Source organism: Siphonobacter sp., assembly GCF_048595215.1.
In the GTDB taxonomy this organism is placed as follows: domain Bacteria; phylum Bacteroidota; class Bacteroidia; order Cytophagales; family Spirosomataceae; genus Siphonobacter.
Genome location: NZ_JBMDWJ010000121.1, coordinates 26,464 through 45,051, shown reverse-complemented (window position 1 = coordinate 45,051; position 18,588 = coordinate 26,464). Strand labels below are relative to the sequence as shown.

The following is an 18,588-nucleotide window of genomic DNA, read 5'->3' as shown; positions in this document are numbered from 1 at the left end:
CCCGTTTTTTTCGACCGGGAAGGCTGGGGCTGGTTCACGACCTACGATAAACTGTACCGCATTCATCCGCGTACACTGGAGAAGCAAGCGTTTGACTTACCCTTCTCCATTCCAAGTTACTATCCCGAACCTTTTCTGGATTCGAAGGGCCGCCTGTGGTTAAGCCTGTTTCGGGTACTGTACCGGTTTGATCGGGAAAAGAGTCAGTTTCAGTACGTGCAGGGCCACGACCCGTTTCATCCGAATGAAGTCCCGTTCCATTCCCAGCGAATGCTGGAAACACAATCGGGAGACCTGTACACGTTTTCGCACCCACTGTCCTTCCGACTGGGCCTTTGTCGCTATGATGCAGTCCAACAACGATTCATTCTGTATCCTACACCGGCCGTGAACGTATCGACCATGACCGAGGAGTTCGAAAAAAACGGCTCCTCTATCCTTTGGCTGGGAAGTTTCGACCGGATTTTCAGCTATCAGCCCAAGACGCAAGAGCTAACCCCTTTCAAGAACGTTCCCGAAGACCCGGCCAGTTATCCCGGCGGTCGAACCAATATTTTCCTTAAAGATACTACTACCCATATTATCTGGCTGGGAACAACCCAGGGCCTGGCGGCAAAAGACCCCCACGCCCAGAAATTATACCGACGGATTATTGAAAATCGGGAGGATAGCCGCCTGCCCATGATCCAGACCGTCCGGCAGGATGTTGCTCATGATGAGGTCTACTGGGCTCTGACGCAGCAATCCGGACTGATTCGCTGGGATCGTCGGCAGAATACGCTGGAAAGGCTCACCGCCCCTCAGCCTACGGTTGGAGCGTATGGCTTCATTCAGGACCGTTCGGGTAAGCTTTGGGTGGGTTCAAAGGATGGAGTGAGCACCTACGAGCCCCGTAGCCGACAGTGGGAAACGATTAAAATAACCCCGTTTCAGGGTTCTAATTATCCCAAGGTCAACGTTCACATGCCCGTATTGTGTCAGGACGCCAGCGGAAAAATCTGGATTGGCTCGCTGATTAACGGCTTATTCTGGTACGATCCTGCTACCCATCAACTAAAACGTTGGCCGCATCCCATGAACGATCAGCCTAATTTTACGATCAACCGTATTCAGGAAGATGCTCAACGACGGCTCTGGCTACTGACGAATCGGGGAATTGTCCGGCTGGATGCGGAACGGAAAAATTTTGAATGGCTTACGTTTCGGGGACTGCCGCCGGGTATCTCACCCACGGACGAATTACACAGTACCTTTTATCTGGATCGAAATAGAAACTGGTGGCATTCGGGCATTGGCTTCCTAATTAAGGCCGATTACGATGGAAAAGTACTGCAAACGTATACACTGAAAAACGGACTTACGTCTGATCACATTTTTGGCATTTGTGAAGACCAGCGGGGCCATCTGTGGCTGCATACGGACGAACGCCTGCACGAACTTGACCCGACCAAGAAGCCCGGACAGGCGGGCTTGTTTCAGTACTACAGCCAGTCCAGCGACGGCCTTATGGGCAGTGATGGCATTCTGTCCGGCAATTTGTTTGATCCCATTACCCGCAATCGCTCGGGTGAACTATTCATCAGTGCCTCAGAAGGATTCAATTATTTCAAACCCGGTGATCTGCGAAAGAATACCCTGATTCCACCCGTCTGGCTTACGGAAATTCGAATTAACAATCAGGTTCAGCCGCTGGATACCACCCAGCAGATTACGCTCCATCCCGGTGACAATACGCTGACGGTTTCCTTTACCGCTTTGAATTTTAGCCAGTCGCTGAAAAATCAGTATGCATATCGGTTAGTGGGCTTTGATAAGGAATGGGTAGTTACGTCGGCTCGTACCGCTACCTATACCAACCTAGCTCCCGGCGATTACCAACTCTGGGTACGAGCAGCCAATAACGATGGCGTCTGGAACAAGCGGGGCACCCGCCTACAAATTCACGTCGTTCCGGCCTATTACCAGACCTTTTGGTTCAAAGCCCTGCTTGGCTTGCTCATTCTCGGGATTCTGTACGGCATTTATCGCTACCGAATGGCCCAGCAACAGCATCTCGCTCTCATTCGCGACCGCATTGCTACGGATTTACACGATGATATTGGTTCAACGCTGAGTAGCATTCGCATTTTCAGTGAAGTGGTACAGGGGCAAATCGCCGACGTTCGGCCCGAATCCGTTCCCCTGCTCAAACGCATCAGCGACAATGCCAGTACGCTAGCCGAATCCATGCAGGACATTATCTGGACTATCAAATCCAATCAGGACGGCCTCGACGACCTGGTGAGCCGGATGCGGGAGTTTGCCCTTCGCCTGACCGAAGCCCGGGGGATTGTTCTGAACATGACCGTTGGCGAACCCTTTCCCATCCTTCGGCTCAGCGTCGAACAACGTCGTAATCTGTATTTGATTTTCAAGGAAAGTATTAATAATGCCGTCAAGTACTCCGCCTGTAGCCGCATCGACGTGCGACTGAGCGTAGAGGGCCGCGTATTACACCTTCAGATTCAGGACAATGGGGTCGGGTTTGATCGGGACCGTACCCGCTCGGGGAATGGGCTGCCCAACCTGCACGCCCGGGCCCGCGACATTCGGGGTACGATTGTGCTACGTACCGCACCGGGTCAGGGTACTTCGATTACGTTAACCGCAACGATACGTTGAGATCATATGAGCGAAATTGGAATTGTTTATTACGAAGATAACCGCGAACTCCGCGAAGGTTTGTCCTTTCTGATTCAGGCTACGCCGGGCTTACAACTGCTGGGGGCTTTCGCCAACTGCCAGAGCCTTACCCCGGAAATTCAAAGCCTGCAACCACAAGTGGTACTGATGGACATTGACCTGCCGGGTCTGAGCGGCATCGATGCCGTACCACTGGTGAAAGCTGTTTCCCCGAAAAGTCAGGTACTCATGCTAACCGTTTTTGATGATGAGGACAAAATTTTCCGGGCGATCCGTAATGGAGCCAGCGGCTACCTGCTCAAACATACCTCCCCTTCGGGGCTGATCGCGGCCATTTTTGATTTGCACCGGGGCGGATCACCCATGACGGCCAGCGTGGCCCGCAAAGTGCTGGTCCACTTCCAGCAACCGCAGAGTGCTCCTTCGGAAGGAACGCTGCTATCGCCCCGCGAACTCGACATCATCAAAGGCTTAGTCGCCGGATACAGCTACAAACTGCTCGCCGATCACCTGCACATCAGCATTGATACCGTTCGCTCGCACATTCGTAGTATTTACGATAAACTTCAGGTGAATTCCAAGACCGAAGCCGTACTCAAAGCCATGCGGGAAGGTCTCGTATAGGGGCTGTACCAGCTTGTAGATGGGCACGGGCTACCTCAAAAAGAGGCACATACGGAACGCAACAAGGCGTATCTGTCAATCACTGAACACTATATATTGAATGCATAGTACTACGTATACTGGGTGGAACGGTTGTTTTTATAAGCTTTGACGTATAACCAATTTCACGTTAAACTTTTAACTTTCTACCAGTATGGCAAATGAATTCAATCCCGAACACAAAGAAGGGAAAGTAGCTACCGCTATCGAAGAACAAACGGCAAAATTGCCCTCTGACGTATTTTTGTGGGCTGCCCTGGCCTCAATGGGCGTTTCAGCAACGCTTAAAATCCTGGGTGAGCGTAACACAGCATTATTCGTAGGCCAGTGGGCCGCACCCTTCCTACTTTTGGGAATTTACAATAAACTGGTGAAACTGGAAGGTCACGATTAATTCCTTCCTTGTAAACCACAAAAGTCGTTTTTAGCCACGCTAAGAACGACTTTTCTTTTTTTAGCTGCATACTTACTTGGATAAATACCGAGCCTTGTACCATCGCACCAGATAGATCGTAGCCAGCGAATAGGCTTGAAGCATTTGCTGGCCCGTGCTTAAAAAATTAGTTCTCATTGCCGATCTACGATTCTTTTGCGTAGTTGCCGCCATGCAATGGACGAATCAGATTACTCGACTCTATGGTATCGCTTACCCCATTATTCAGGCTCCCATGCTGGGCGTAACAACGCCAACGATGGTGGCAGGCGTTTCGAATGCGGGCGGATTGGGTTCACTCCCGGTAGGAGGCTTATCGGCTGAACTAACGCAAACCCTGATTCGGCAGACGAAGGCTTTGACCAATCTGCCCTTTGCCGTCAACTTGTTTACCCACGCGATTCCGGAGCCGGAACCCTCACAGATAGAGGCGATGCAAGCTTACCTTAGTCGCCTCGCTCAACGCCACGCACTTCCCTACGACTCTCCGGATTTTTCGAAATTAAAAGGCCATTCGTATACGGAGCAGTTGGACGTTTTAGTCCAGGAAAAAACACCTATCGTTAGTTTCACCTTTGGCCGACTCAATCTGGAAGCAATCCGGCTGCTGAAAGATGGCGGTTGCCTGCTCAATGGTACGGCCACTTCCGTTGCTGAAGCCCAAGTACTAGCCGAAGATGGGATGGATGTTATTACCGTACAGGGCATTGAAGCAGGCGGACACCGGGGGACGTTTCTAACCGAAGAACCGCTGCCGCAGGTAGGGCTTATGGCTCTGCTCCCACAAGTAGCTGAGCGGGTTTCCGTACCGCTACTGGCCGCCGGAGGAATTTATAACGGTCGGGGTATTCGGGCCGCTTTTACGCTGGGAGCCTCGGGCGTTCAGATCGGTACGGCCTTCATCGCGAGTGCAGAAAGTGCGGCTATTCCGGCATATAAGGAGAAATTACTCGATTCTTCCGAAACGGATACGGCTCTTACCCGGTCTTTTTCGGGTCGTTGGGCTCGGGGGATTCGGAATGCGTTTCTGCAGGAAGTGGAACAGTCGGGGCTTGTCATTCCGGCGTACCCCATTCAAAACAGCCTGACGACGCCCCTCCGAAAAGCCGCTCAGCAACAAAACAATGCTGCCTGTACTACCCTCTGGGCCGGGCAGGCGGCTTCCAAAGCCGAAACAAAACCCGCTGCGGATATTGTCAAACGATTGGTGGCCGAAACAGAGGCCGTACCAGCTTTACCCCTTTAATGAGCCTTGGTTCGCAGTAAGAATAGCACAGCCAGTAAGATTAGCTGTACACCATTGACTAGCAAGAGAATACGAATGAAAGGGATGTGTTCGGTATTGGTATAATAGTACAAACCAATCGTTACCAGAAAGCAGGCAAAGACGGTTACCAGGGCCATGGTACTGGGTTTATCTCGGGAAGTAAAGGCATTAATCGACCGTACAAACAGCAATGATTGGACGAGAATAAAGGTAAACAGACTGATGACCGAACCTAACTGATGTAAGAAATTCATACTGACTTACGAGCTACTTAAAACGAAGCGTACTGGTTTATAAGTCCCAAAGTACCTCAATTGATTCCCTTTGGCTCGTTTTCTTTTAAAAGAACGCCGGTCAGTTGCAGCCGAAACGCCTCCTGCAACAGGTATAGTAGCTTATCTACGGCCAGTTCGATGGATAGGCCCTGCGGGCGAATGTTGGAAATACAATTTCTTCGTTCATCGGTTAGTCCGGGCTCAGGGTCGAAGGTCAGATAGAGTCCCATGCTATTGAAGGAACTTAAGCCGGGTCGTTCGCCAATGAGTACGACCACCAGCCGGGCTCGTAGCAACTTTCCAATTTCATCCCCAATCGCTACCCGCCCCTGTTCCACCAGACAGAGCGGGGCTAGTGAATAACCCCGTTCCCCCGCTTTCGTCCAGAAACGATCCAGAAAAGGCTCCGCATTTTCCGTAAGGGCCGTTGCGGAAAGACCATCCGCTATGACTACAGCAACATCGACCGGATTCGCCTGCAGGCCTTCCAGCAACTGTACCGAATCTTCGTGCAGCTTACGGCCTAAATCGGGCCGTTGCAGGTACTGGTCCCGGTGGAGTGCCTGCGTTTTCAGGGTGTATACGGGCATTCCGTACTTCTGCCAGCGAGTCGCCAAAGCCTGCGTATCGAGACTGGAGTATACGGCATCTTTGGCGTGAGCGTGAGCCAGTTTAAACGCCAGCGACTCCCGCAGAGGAATGGAAACGCCCGTTTTTCCGAGAGCAATGCGAGCATCCGTAAACGTTTTCAGCGACGCCCATTCGTCGGGAGGTACAGGGTATTTTTGAATTTCATTCATTGGATAAAAGGTTTAGTGTATATCGTAACAGTTCTGTTCTATTCTCGTCGACACGGCTGGTCTTTTAGGTCGTATGTATTCCAAGCGGGGCATTCCATACTGAAATCTGTTAATAATCAACCAGTAGTATAAGATCAGTATACCCTCCTGCTAAGACAGCTGATCATTTAGTCCATATGCATTCCATGCCGGGCATCGCATGCGGGGCATCCCATGCCGGCACGCCCACCACTGACTTCCTCTTGCTCAAAACCACCGCATTGCCGAGGCAGCCCCCATGGGATGGCCCCCATGGAATGGTAGGCGGCTTGAGCCCCAGAATGGAATTCCGGCATGGAATGCGATAGGACGGGGGCTGGTTTTATGCTGTCCACTATACTAACTCGCCAATAACTCACAACCATCAACTATTGCTGGAAGATGAAAACCTCTCCCGCCCCTGAGCAACGGAACGACCTACGACAGCCGCAATACGGTGGCCTAAAGCAGGCGATCGCCGCCATAGGATGGCCCCCATGGAATGGTCAGGCGTGGAGAGGTCCAGCCTGGAAGGCTCAGGGGCTACCGAACAGCCGTGCTTAAAGGACCAAACGCAGTTTAGGTGAATAACGAGGTCTCTATACTCTGAAACCTAAATCACACTCACTCTCTTTTAGAAGACTTCATCAAAAGCTCATACATCCGTTCAGAAATTCCTTTTTTCAGCTGTCCTGTATCCAGAATTCCCTGCCGTAGCAGCCACGCTTCGAATTCGGGAGCGGGCCGGAGTCCCAGCGTCCGGCGGAGGTACAGGGCATCGTGAAAGGAGGTAGACTGGTAATTCAGCATAATATCGTCAGCACCCGGCACCCCCATAATGAAATTCACCCCCGCCACGCCAAGTAGCGTCAGCAACGTATCCATATCGTCCTGATCCGCCTGAGCGTGATTGGTATAGCAGATGTCCATGCCCATGGGTAAACCTAACAGTTTCCCGCAAAAATGGTCTTCGAGTCCGGCTCGTATAATCTGTTTGCCGTCGAAGAGGTACTCCGGACCGATGAATCCGACCACTGAGTTCACCATAAAAGGTTTGAAATGACGGGCCACTGCATAGGCACGGGCTTCGCAGGTTTGCTGATCCACGCCGTGGTGACTTTGGGAAGACAATGCACTGCCCTGACCCGTTTCGAAATACATAACATTCGTACCGACCGTACCCCGATTCAGCGACAGTCCCGCCTCGTAAGCTTCCTGCAAAAGACCCAGCGAAATCCCAAAACTGGCATTCGCCTGCTCGGTACCAGCAATGGATTGAAAGATCAGATCCACCGGAACGCCCTGCTGGATGAGTTCCAGCGTCGTTGTCACGTGACTCAGTACGCAGCTTTGGGCGGGCATTTCGAACCGCTCGCGTAGGCCATCGAGCATGTACAGCAAGCGGGAAACTGTAGCCGGACTATCCGTAACCGGATTAATGCCGATGACCGCATCGCCACTGCCGTAGAGTAATCCATCAATGATGCTGGCAGCAATGCCCTTGGCGTCGTCGGTGGGATGATTGGGCTGTAAGCGTACGGATAAATGGCCTTTTAAACCTAGCGTATTCCGAAATCGCGTAATGACTTCACACTTCTGAGCCACCAGAATCAAATCCTGGTTTCGCATGAGTTTGGATACTGCCGCCACCATCTCAGGCGTCAGGGCCGGGGCAATCTCTTGGAGTTGTAGCGTGTCAGCGTCGTCGCTTAGTAGCCAGTCGCGTAAATCACCCACGGTAAAATGATGAATACGAGCAAAAACCTCCGCCGGATGCGTATCCATTATCAGCCGCGTCACTTCATCCCGTTCATACGGAACTACCGCTTCGTTCAGAAAAGTCGGTAAAGGTACCTCGGCCAGGGCCATCTGAGCGGCAATGCGTTCTTCGTAGCTTTCTGCCGCCAGTCCCGCCAGCTGGTCGCCCGACCGGAGCGGACTTGCCTTGGCCAGCAGTTCCCGCAGGGAAGGGAACCGGTACGTAAATCCCCGGATGGTACAATGGTAGCTCATAGGAAAATCGTGGTTTCGTTCGATTAAAGGGCTTTAGCCCGGTTTTGACGCAGACGGAAGCCGTAGCCCAGTAATAAAACCAGCAGTCCGCCAAAAAAGAGTAGAGCCAGTGGCCAGTAAAAATACGCCATCGCAATCAAAGCCAGGGTAGCCAGTCCCAGAGCAATCGCCGGGAAATAGGGGTACAAGGGAGCCCGAAACGGACGGTTCAGTCCGGGTTCGGCACGGCGAAGCTGAAACAGAGCCAGCATACTGATGATGTACACCACCACGGCTCCAATGGTTGAAAGAATGACAAGCTTACTGGTATCCAGCACCAGTAGAGCACTCATCCCCAACGCAGCCCCCACGAGCAACGCGATGTACGGTACCCGACGCCGAGAACTGACCAAGGCCAGAGAAGCGGGCAGGTATTCCTGACGGGCCAGGGCGAAGAGTTGCCGCGAATAACTAATGATGATGCCGTGAAAGGAAGCAATCAACCCAAACAGGCCGACGCTGGCGAAGAGTTTGGTCAGGGGATTTTCCCGTCCCAGAATTAAGGCAATGGACTCGGGTAGCGGATAATCGATGCTGCTTAGGTTTTCCCAATGCGTTACGCCGCCAATACTGATCATGACACCCAAGGCCAGCAACGCTAGTGTCAGCAAGGCTGAAATGTATCCTCGGGCTAAGGCCCGATTAGTATCTTTCACTTCTTCGGCTACCATGGCAATACCTTCCAGACAAACAAACAGCCAGATCGCGAAGGGTAAAGCCGCAAATACGCCCGCCCAGCCATACGGAAAGGGACGATGCAGGAACGTTTGCAGGTCGAAATGCGGCAGTACGACTCCCAGAAACACGAGCAGTTCGGCAATGGCGAGGAGCGTCATAATCAGCGAAAACCAGGCCGCCTCCTCAACCCCCAGCAAATTGATCCCCGTGAACAAAGCGTACGAAACCAGCGAGGCCGGAATAACGGCAATACCAGGGTACAGAAAATGGACGTAACTACCTAAAGCCAGAGCAATGGCGGGCGTCGCAAATAGAAACTCGATCAGGGTAGCGTATCCGGCAATGATGGCTCCCCAGGGTCCAAAGGCTTTGAGAGCGTACGCAAAAGGTCCACCGGCCTGCGGAATGGCCGTCGTGAGTTCGGTGAAGCTAAAAATGAAAGTGACGTACAGCAACGTGATGAGTAGCGTAGCCAGGAGTGGGCCCAGCGTTCCGGCCACGCCCCAGCCGTAATTCCAGCCAAAGTATTCGCCCGAGATGACCAGTCCCACGCCAATGGCCCAGACGTGTACAGCCGTCAGAGCTTTCTTTAATTCTGCCATGTTCAATAGGATTAAGGGAAGAAAAGGGAAGATAGGTTTTTCTGGACAAAAGCGGAAGGGATTTGGCAAGGAATCCCTGAGTCTTTGCTCGATACATAACCATTCAAAGGATTGTCGGCACGTACGCAGGGCATCAGAGGCGGAAGTACAAAGCTGAATCTGTAATCAGACGGGTACGAAAACCAATCTTAATGATTCGGTAACAATTCCTTTGTTTACAAATAATAAACACTGTTTACTATTGTATTCGTAACCGAATCACTCTAAACATGGCAATCAAGTTAGTAGTATTTGATATGGCGGGAACGACCGTCTACGATGAAAACCACGTAAGTCAGGCCTTGCAACAGGCTTTGCAGAAACACGGCTTTTCGTTTTCGCTGGAAACCATTAATCCCCTGATGGGCTATAAAAAGCCCCTGGCGATCCGGATGTTATTGAACGAAGCCGGAGCCGAGATTACGGATACGCTGATTGATCAGATTCACGAAGATTTTGTGCGGGATATGCTAACCTTCTACCAGACGTCGACCGACCTGCGAGCCCTGCCTGACGTCGAAGAAACCTTCGTCCGACTTCGGCAGGCCGGGATCAAAGTGGGTTTAGATACGGGTTTTTCGCGGGATATTGCCGAAGTGATTGTGCAGCGTCTCGACTGGCAGGATGCCATTGATCACCTCGTAGCCAGCGACGAAGTTGCCAACGGCCGTCCGTACCCAGACATGATCTACCAGACTATGCAAACCTTGGGCATCACGCAAACCGAAGAAGTAGCCAAAGTTGGCGACACAGAAGTCGACATGAACGAGGGCCGAAATGCGGGTTGCCGGTACGTCATTGGCGTGACGACGGGGACGTTTACGCGGGAGGAACTTCTTCAGTACGAGCCCACCCATACGGTCGATTCGGTGGCTGAAGTGGTAGCCATTGTTCTGGCCAGATAGCCTCTATGACTGCCCTATCGCGTAAGCTGGCAACCGCTCCCTGGCTGGTTTCACTGGTGGCCGGACTGGCCGCTTTTGGAACGTACAGCTGCATGTACGCCTTCCGGAAAGCCTTCACGGCGGGTACTTACAGCACGTTACAGCTGGGTCCGCTGGATTATAAAGTCTGGTTGATTCTGGCTCAGATGCTGGGGTACACGTTGAGTAAATTTTACGGAATCCGGTTTCTGGCCCAGCGTCGGCCGCAGCAACGTATCCCTACTCTGATTGCGTTGCTGAGTATGGCCGGACTGGCGTTGCTGGGTTTTGCCCTGTGTCCCGTGCCGTACAACATCGTATTTCTGTTTTTGAACGGACTGCCCCTGGGCATGATCTGGGGTCTGGTTTTTTCATTTCTGGAAGGCCGACGGCACACGGAACTGATGGGGGCTGTTATGGCAATCAGTTTGATTTTTGCTTCGGGACTGATGAAAACGGTGGGCCTTCTACTCATTCGCTGGGGAGGCGTATCCGAATTCTGGATGCCCTTTCTGACCGGACTGGTCTTTAGTGTACCGCTGGCGGGGTGTCTTTACGTATTGTCGCAGATTCCGGCCCCGACTGCCGAAGACAAGCGTCTGCGGACCGAGCGGCGACCCATGAACCGGGCTCAACGCCGATTATTTATCCGGCAATTTCTACCCGGTATTGTGCTGACGGTTCTGGTCTACACGCTGCTTACGGTGGCACGGGACATCCGCGACAATTTTGAAGTAGAAATCTGGCAACGATTAGGTTACGGCAATCAGCCCGGCATTTATACCCAGGTAGACGGCCCCGTGGCGTTGAGCGTACTGCTGCTGCTGAGCTTACTGATTCTGGTTCGGAATAACCTGAAAGCCTTTTCCCTGATCCATCTGCTGATCATCGGGGCTTGCCTCTTGATGGGTTTTGCTACCCTGGCTTACAACGCCGGACAGCTCAGCGGACTCCACTGGATGGCCCTGAGCGGATTGGGTCTGTACCTAGCGTATGTACCCTACAACGCTATTTTCTTCGAACGCATGCTGGCCACGTTTCGGGAAAAGGGCAATGTCGCCTTCGTGATGTCCCTGGCCGATTCGTTTGGGTATCTGGGCAGCGTGGGCGTGCTTTGCCTGAAAGAATTCAGTCAGGAGGGCCTTTCCTGGGGCCAGTTTTACAACCAGATTCTACTTTTCGTAGCCTTAAGCGGAGCCGTATTGGCTCTGGCTTCGCTCTACTATTTCCGTAAAAAACATTCGATACCTTCCGTTTCTTATCCAGCACTGATTCATGACTAAATCCGCACTTGTAATTGGAGCCGGCATCGTTGGTCTGGCGACCGCCCGGGCTCTGGCTCTTCGGGGTTATCAGGTAAGCGTTTTCGATCGCAGCGAACGGGCCGTTGGGGCTTCCATCCGCAATTTTGGTATGATCTGGCCCATCGGCCAACCCGAAGGAGTCTTGTACGAACGGGCACTCCGTTCACGAAGCATCTGGACGGACGTACTCCAGCGATCCGGTTGCTGGTACAGTCAGCAGGGAAGCCTGCACATGGCCTATCACGCGGACGAATGGACGGTATTGCAGGAATTCAAAGAAGCCAGTCAGCCGACCCGCCCCCTAGCCTTACTATCCCCCGAACAAACCCGCGAACGTTCGTCCGTCGTACAGCCTACGGGACTATTAGGTTCCTTGTATTCCGCCGATGAGATGATTGTCGATCCCCGGCAGGCCATCGGTAGCATTCCTTCCTATCTGGCCGAGCAATATGGCGTAACCTTTCACTGGAATACGGCGATCAGTCGGATTAATTACCCCAAGGTCTGGTCCGGCAAACGGCAATGGTCCGCCGACGAAATTTACGTGTGCAGTGGCGTTGATTTCGAAACCCTGTACCCGGAAGCCTTTGCCGAAGCCCCCATTACCAAGTGTAAGGTACAAATGCTGCGGCTCGAAGCTCAAAACGGGAACATCGGTCCTTCCCTTTGCGGGGGTTTATCCCTGATTCACTACAAGGGATTTCTCAGTGCTCCTTCGCTGCCGCAGCTACTGGAACGTTACCAGCAGGAAAAAAGCGAGTACATGGAATGGGGCATTCACGTGATGGCTTCACAAAATGGTTTAGGCGAAATTACGGTAGGCGATTCGCACGAATACGGCCTGACGTTTGATCCTTTCGATCGGACGGCGGTCAATGCCCTGGTGCTCGACTATCTGCGTACCTTCACTACCTTTCCCTCCTATCAGATTCAGCAAACCTGGCACGGCATCTATCCTAAACATACGCAGGGTAAAACCGAGTGGGTCATCTCGCCCGAATCCGGGGTTACAGTAATCAACGGTCTGGGTGGAGCGGGCATGACGCTTTCGTTTGGCTTGTGCGAAGCAGTAGTGGCCGGAACCTATCAACCCCTCGCAGGACTACACGCTTAGTAGATCAACCATAAAAAGACTCCCAGGCCAATAGCCTGGGAGTCTTTTTCATACAGTACTGATCCCTGGAAAAGCTACAAGGGCTCGGCTAATGGGTACTGACCAGCTAATCTCTTTTCGTACCTGAGTTACCGCTGATCAAAGAAGTATACAATCAGCATCTGGCAGGATTGCCGGCCAGTATTACGGGGCAGATGGGGCAGGCGGCCATCAAAAAACAGAGCATCCCCCGCTTCCAGGGAATACGACTGCCCGTTGATGAGATAATCTACCTGGCCTTTCAAAATGTATTTCAGCTCAAAAGCTTCGGTTCTGACTTCTTCGCGTTGCGAATGCGGAGCCAGTTCCAGCAACACGACATCGACGGTCGAGGCGGCCATACTCCGGGTTAAAATGCGTTGGTACTGAAAGCCTTGGGCATCTTCCTTTTCGAAGGCCTCGAAGGAGTCTTTCTTCTGAACCAGCACGACCGGTTCGCTAATTTTTAAATCTTCAAAAAAGTCTCCTACTTCACTATTCAGGGATTGAATGATCTGAAATAATACCGGCAGTGAAGGAATGCTACGGCCATTTTCGATCTGTGAAATCAGTCCTTTGCTAACGCCCGCCCGATCGGCAAGCTCCTGTACCGTAAGGCGTTGATTGGTTCTTCGTTCTTTAATACGGCGGCTTACTTCTACTAAAAACGCTCCTTCCATAATCATCGTACAACTGGTAGACAGGTTCGAAGATAGGACTCATTTGTTAAGCTCTACTTCATTTTCTGGCTTTTCTGGAAAACCCCGGTCAGGCATTCTGTACTAACGTTTAAAAATAAACGGGGCCTGCCCCGTGTGAAGCAGGCCCCGAAATGGGCTTATTTCAACACCCAGAGTTCATCTTTTACATTATCCTGCGTGGCTGAACCAAACTGTCGTTGCAGAGCTTCGCGGTAATTGGTTTCGTTGTACAAACGATCCGAAACCGGATACTGCCAGCGACGGGGAATACCCCGTAAACCAATGCCAGCTCCCTGAATAGCGAAGTTATCGGGATAACCCGTCCGCCGCCAGTTGAAGAAGGGCTCGATACCCGAAGTCATGAACATGGCCAGGTATTTCTGATTCAGAATCTGCTTACGGCCTTCGGTACTGTTACCGGCATACTTCACCAGCGACTGGCCCAAGTACGCCGTCGGGTCGAAGCTGATGGTAAAAGACTGCGACGTGGCTACACCCGCATTCCGAATTTCAAAAACCACCGTGTTCGTTCCATTCTTGATACCGAAGAAATCCATATTGGCCAGGATGCCTTTCTGGTAGTAATCCGCCGCATCACCCGTTGCCCAACCCAGGTTAATGGCTTCGGCAATGTTGAACGATTGCTCGGAATAGCCCAGAATAACCGTTGGTTCGGGCGTGTAACCCTTGTAATAGCGATTCCGGTTGATGAAGGAGTACTCGCCATTGTTGGCTCCCGTCGACATCACATCCAGACTCAACGCCGGACTCGGAGCTATGAACGCCGCAAAATCCGTTGCCTTCATGCCTTTTTTGAGTTGAGCTTCGGCGGGTTCGGCCGTTACGAACAGACGCGGATCCTGGTAGCGTTTTAGTAGTTCCACGTGCGTCGCCGACATTTCCTGACGAGTCGCGTCGTTCCCAAAGTTATCCGGGTTGATGGGGTATTTGTTGTAAACAGCGTTGTACACAAACTGTAGATTGTCCGCATTTCCCGTGAACAAGGGAAATTTCGTAGGATTAGCTACTACTTCAGCAAAGCGGGTTTTTACCTTCAGATCGGCATCGTCGGTACGCTTGCTCAGGTTGATCAGCACGCGAAGTTTAAACGCATTGGCCACTTTCTGCCACGAATTCAGGCTGTTGTTGAGGTAAATATCACCTTTCAGGGGCAGCGTAGCCTGACCAGCGGCCTGCAAACTCGCCAGATCCGTGTTGGCTTCGTCCAGCCAGGTCAGCACCTGCAGGTAAATGTCCTTCTGCGTATCGTAGCGGGGCGTAATGTTAGCTTCTCCTTGCAGAGCATCTTTTAGAGGTACATCGCCTACCCGTTGGGTCATCCAGAACCAGAAGTACGCCCGGAAAAATTTACCCAGAGCGGCGTACGCATTTTTATCGGTCGAGAGGTTTTTCTTGGCCTCTTCTTCCATTTTCAGGACATTTTTCAGCGTCGTGTACCGCAGATCCGACGTCGTCCAGTCGTACTCGTTGTTGCCGTAATAGTTGTAATTGACGGTATAATATTGATTGTACCGGGCATCCTTGTTCCAGGTCCCTTCATACATATCCATCAGGATGTCCTTCAGTACCAGATCAGCCGGTACCTGAATGGGCAGGTTGGGATTTTTTTCGAGTTCTTCGAATTTCTGGCAGCTTCCCAGGCTCAGCAGCAGTACCAGACTATAGAGTATCTTTTTCATTGCGTGATTGCTAGGAAATCCGTTAAAAAATCAGGTTGATGTTTACCCCGTACCGACGCGTAGTGGGCGTTTGCAGGCTCGATCCCCGATCTGAGTAGCTAACAAACTGCTCGACATCAAGGTCCTTTTTCTCAGCCCAGTACAGCAGGTTACGACCCACGAACGAGATGCTGGCCGATTTCACAAAACCTAAACGGCCCTGTAGTACCTGACTCGGGATCTGATAGCCGAACGTCACTTCGCGAAGCTTCACAAAGCTCCGGCTGATCATGTTGGCTTCGTTGGTATTGTAGTAGCGGCTGATCCAGTCCTGGAGATAGGTTTTGTTGGCATCCGACATCGGTGAGAAGCTCAGCGATTCGAAGTTGGTGATGTTTCCATCTACGTCGTACTGAATGTTTCCGTTGGTCAGTACCACGCCGGGGCCTACCCAGGAAGCTACCCCTTTGTAATCCTGGTAACGGGCTTCACCCATTTTTCCCTGTACCGTTTCGATATGACGACCGCCCCGGAAGGTTTGTTTCTGGATGTAATCTTCGATTACGCCCCCTACGCGACCATCGACCTGTACGTTCAGGAAGAAATTGCGGTAGTTGAATTTGTTGATGAACCCGAAAGCAAAATCGGCATTAGTATAACCGAGGAACTGATTGACGGGATTGACTACGGGCCGTCCGTTCGCGTCATTGATGATTTGTCCTTCGCGGGTACGGGCAAAGGCCGATCCGTAGTAGGCATCCAGACGATCGCCCACTTTGTAGAACTGGTTGAGTCGCGTTTGCGAACCGTAAATCTCTTTCAGGTACTCCTGAAACGTACTCCAGTTCAGCGTTACGTCCCAGTTCAGACCACGGGCACTTTTAAGGGCCGTACCCGTCAAGGCGATTTCCAGACCGCGTTTCTGCGATTTAATTCCGTTGGTGGTCAGGGAAGAATAGCCCGTAGCTTCGGGCAGGGTCAGGCCAAAAATACGCGGACCGTCGAGGTAGCTGAAGTACGCAACGTCCAGACCAATTCGGTTTTTGAGGAATCGTACATCCAGACCCGCTTCAAAACTCGTCCGTGAAGAAGGTTTCAGGTTAGGATCCACCAGAGCGTTGGCATAACTGGCTGCGGCTTCGTTGTTGTATGGACGACTGATCGTATAAGCAACTGTCGTTCCGTACGAAGGCCCCTCGTAGGGTGAAGCAAAGGTCTGGCCGTAACCCAGGGGGTTGCTACCATCCAGGGGAGAAAACGCCGTGTACACGTTCTGCTGCGTAAAGGCCTCTTTTACGTTGGCGTACGAAGCCCGCAATTTCACGAAAGAAATGGCCGCGGGAGTCCGAACATAATCCGATACTACCGTACTCACCCCGGCTGACGGATAGAAATATACGTTTTTGTCCGAGGGCAAGGTAGAGTTTTTATCCCATCGACCCGTCGTCGAAAGCGTCGCGTAACGACCCAGGTTCACGTCGACGCTGTACAGGGCACTCAATACCTGCATGCGGGAGTTGAAGCTGTTCGCCCGCGTGGGGTTCAGGGAGTTGTCGAAGGTATAAACGCCCGGCACGCTCAGGTAATCCGTTGAAGCGTAGTTGCTGTTATACCGGAAAAAACGACCCGAGAAACCACCCACGGCCCGCAGGCTGATGTCATGGGCAAAGGTTTTGTTGTAGTTCAGCAATACGTCGGTATTGTTTTCCAATAAAGAACGGCGGTCTTCGCGGTAATCTCCCTTCGCCTGCTCCCGTCCGTACGTGGTGGCCGAATACGGCATTTTTTCATTCCGGAACAATTCGTAACCCGTCACCTGCGTACGAGCCTGTAGTTCCAGGTTTTTCAGCAGATCGAATTTCATCAGGGCGTAGCCATTGTACGTATTGTTGTAGTGACCCCGCAACCATTCTTTTGCCACAAACCAGGGGTTGTTGTAGCGTTGGTATTCGGCGTAAATTTGCTGGATGCCTTCCTTACCGGGCTGCCAGAGTTGCTTCATGTCATCCACGTTCCAGTCGGCTCCCGCCCAAATCACCGTATTATAAATCAAGGAGTTCGGACCGTAATTTACGTCCGGGTAATTGGCCGAAGCCTGACGACTGAAGTTGAAGTTCGACTCAAAACGAACGCGGTCGGAGATATTCTGACCCAGCGTTGCACTGAAGGTAGTACTGTTCAGATCGGTATTCGGAACCATACCTTTCTGGTACTGATTGGTGATGCCGAAACGTAAATCCGTTTTGCCGGAAGTGGCCGAAATGGCTACGCTATTGGTAGACAGGACGCCCGGACGCAGAAAACGCTTCAGGTTGTCTTTACCGCGAGCCACCCAGGGCGTAGGAATTCGCTTGCCCGTTTGCGGATCGATGGGACTGTCGTACTGAGCAATCAGCTGACCTTCGAATTTAGGCCCCCAGACGTCGTAATCGCCGTCGTTGAGTCCACCGCCCCGACCATCGACGAAGGAATAGGTTCCTTTGTTTCCCGGACCGTACTCATCCTGTACTTTGGGAATGGCCAGAAAACCGTTTTCTGTCATCGTACTCGAATTGACTTCGACGGAAAAACCGCGTTTGTCTTTCGAGCCTTTTTTGGTAGTAATGATGATAACGCCGTTCGTCGCCCGTGATCCGTACAGGGCTGAACCCGAGGGGCCTTTAATCACGTCATAGGACTCAATATCATCGGGATTGATGTTGTAGGTGTCCGATACAATGGGTACACCGTCCACCACGAATAAGGGGCGGCCACCCCGCAGCAGTACCTGCGGAGCCCGCAGTAATTCCGCACTGGCACCGATGTTCAGACCGGCCACTTTCCCCACCAGAGCGTTTACGGGGTTTGGTTCGCGAGCCTTCACTAAATCCTGGGCCTTAATTGTTTGCGTAGCGTAGGAAAGATCCCGCTTGGCCTTAGTAATCCCCAGCGAGGTAACCACTACTTCTTCCAGTAATCGCTGATCAGCAGCCAGTAATACGTCGATTTGGGTCCGATTGCCGATGGCTTCCTCCTGCGTCGTATAACCGACAAAGGTAAAAATCAAGGTTTCGCTGCTCGCTGGGACTGCTAGACGATAGGTACCGTCGGCGTTGGTGGTTGTCCCCTGATTTGAATTTTTAACCCGCACGGCCACACCAGCCAAAGGCTGCTGGTCATCCTGGCCGCGTACGGTTCCGGTAAGCGTTCGGTCCTGAGCCTGGGAAGTCAGGGAAAAAAGTACCATCCATAAAGCGGTCAGCAAGGAAAGATAACCCAGTGATCGCTGCGGCTTCGGTAAAAGCTGTTTCATGAGGAGTTTGTTTGGAACGAATGTTCGGTAATCTCCCCACAAAGGTCA

The 18,588-nt window shown here is 52.0% G+C and carries 14 protein-coding genes; 7 read left to right on the top strand and 7 right to left on the bottom strand.

Annotated features, from left to right (window positions below):
- The 4 genes from ACOJTG_RS07240 to ACOJTG_RS07225 form a co-directional block, all read left to right on the top strand.
- The coding region (locus tag ACOJTG_RS07240; protein WP_420153190.1) for a sensor histidine kinase at positions 1-2,661 on the top strand (2,661 nt) is incomplete at its 5' end.
- Between the two features lie 6 nt (positions 2,662-2,667).
- The gene (locus ACOJTG_RS07235) at positions 2,668-3,306 is read left to right on the top strand and encodes a response regulator (RefSeq protein ID WP_420153189.1); all 639 of its coding nucleotides are present in this window, start codon (positions 2,668-2,670) and stop codon (positions 3,304-3,306) included.
- Positions 3,307-3,499: 193 nt separating this feature from the next.
- On the top strand, positions 3,500-3,739 hold the full coding sequence (locus ACOJTG_RS07230) for a hypothetical protein (RefSeq protein WP_094812595.1): 240 nt from the start codon (positions 3,500-3,502) through the stop codon (positions 3,737-3,739).
- Between the two features lie 154 nt (positions 3,740-3,893).
- Positions 3,894-5,024: an NAD(P)H-dependent flavin oxidoreductase gene (locus tag ACOJTG_RS07225; protein ID WP_420153188.1), complete on the top strand. Its 1,131-nt coding sequence runs from the start codon at positions 3,894-3,896 to the stop codon at positions 5,022-5,024.
- Here the strand turns inward: ACOJTG_RS07225 and ACOJTG_RS07220 are convergent.
- The 4 genes from ACOJTG_RS07220 to eat form a co-directional block, all read right to left on the bottom strand.
- Positions 5,021-5,299 carry a hypothetical protein gene (locus ACOJTG_RS07220; RefSeq protein ID WP_104715678.1) on the bottom strand — a complete coding sequence of 93 codons (279 nt, stop codon included), beginning with the start codon at positions 5,297-5,299 and terminating at the stop codon, positions 5,021-5,023. The two genes, ACOJTG_RS07225 and ACOJTG_RS07220, sit on opposite strands and share 4 nt — an antisense overlap.
- Before the next feature lie 56 nt (positions 5,300-5,355).
- Positions 5,356-6,120 (bottom strand): ethanolamine ammonia-lyase subunit EutC, encoded by a 765-nt coding sequence (eutC, locus tag ACOJTG_RS07215; protein ID WP_420153187.1) that lies wholly within the window; start codon positions 6,118-6,120, stop codon positions 5,356-5,358.
- A gap of 642 nt (positions 6,121-6,762) precedes the next feature.
- Positions 6,763-8,151 carry an ethanolamine ammonia-lyase subunit EutB gene (locus tag ACOJTG_RS07210; RefSeq protein ID WP_420153186.1) on the bottom strand — a complete coding sequence of 463 codons (1,389 nt, stop codon included), beginning with the start codon at positions 8,149-8,151 and terminating at the stop codon, positions 6,763-6,765.
- A gap of 23 nt (positions 8,152-8,174) precedes the next feature.
- On the bottom strand, positions 8,175-9,470 hold the full coding sequence (gene eat / locus ACOJTG_RS07205) for an ethanolamine permease (protein WP_420153185.1): 1,296 nt from the start codon (positions 9,468-9,470) through the stop codon (positions 8,175-8,177).
- Positions 9,471-9,739: 269 nt separating this feature from the next.
- On the opposite strand from eat, the gene ACOJTG_RS07200 reads away from it, so the two are divergent.
- From ACOJTG_RS07200 to ACOJTG_RS07190, 3 genes are read left to right on the top strand one after another with little or no spacing between them, the layout of a single operon-like run.
- Complete coding sequence (locus ACOJTG_RS07200) at positions 9,740-10,414, top strand: HAD-IA family hydrolase (RefSeq protein WP_420153184.1); 675 nt, start codon at positions 9,740-9,742, stop codon at positions 10,412-10,414.
- A 5-nt stretch (positions 10,415-10,419) separates the two neighbouring features.
- Positions 10,420-11,715 carry a DUF5690 family protein gene (locus tag ACOJTG_RS07195; RefSeq protein ID WP_420153183.1) on the top strand — a complete coding sequence of 432 codons (1,296 nt, stop codon included), beginning with the start codon at positions 10,420-10,422 and terminating at the stop codon, positions 11,713-11,715.
- Positions 11,708-12,850 carry a TIGR03364 family FAD-dependent oxidoreductase gene (locus tag ACOJTG_RS07190; protein WP_420153182.1) on the top strand — a complete coding sequence of 381 codons (1,143 nt, stop codon included), beginning with the start codon at positions 11,708-11,710 and terminating at the stop codon, positions 12,848-12,850. The genes ACOJTG_RS07195 and ACOJTG_RS07190 overlap by 8 nt, the downstream gene beginning before the upstream one ends.
- A gap of 128 nt (positions 12,851-12,978) precedes the next feature.
- Here the strand turns inward: ACOJTG_RS07190 and ACOJTG_RS07185 are convergent, their stop codons facing one another.
- From ACOJTG_RS07185 to ACOJTG_RS07175, 3 genes are all read right to left on the bottom strand, one after another.
- Positions 12,979-13,554, bottom strand: a complete 576-nt coding sequence (locus tag ACOJTG_RS07185; protein WP_420153181.1) for a helix-turn-helix domain-containing protein — start codon at positions 13,552-13,554, stop codon at positions 12,979-12,981.
- A 152-nt stretch (positions 13,555-13,706) separates the two neighbouring features.
- Entirely contained in the window at positions 13,707-15,269 is a 1,563-nt protein-coding gene (locus ACOJTG_RS07180; RefSeq protein ID WP_420153180.1) for a SusD/RagB family nutrient-binding outer membrane lipoprotein, read from the bottom strand.
- Positions 15,270-15,291: 22 nt separating this feature from the next.
- Positions 15,292-18,540, bottom strand: a complete 3,249-nt coding sequence (locus ACOJTG_RS07175; RefSeq protein WP_420153179.1) for a SusC/RagA family TonB-linked outer membrane protein — start codon at positions 18,538-18,540, stop codon at positions 15,292-15,294.
- Between the last annotated feature and the right edge of the window lie 48 nt (positions 18,541-18,588).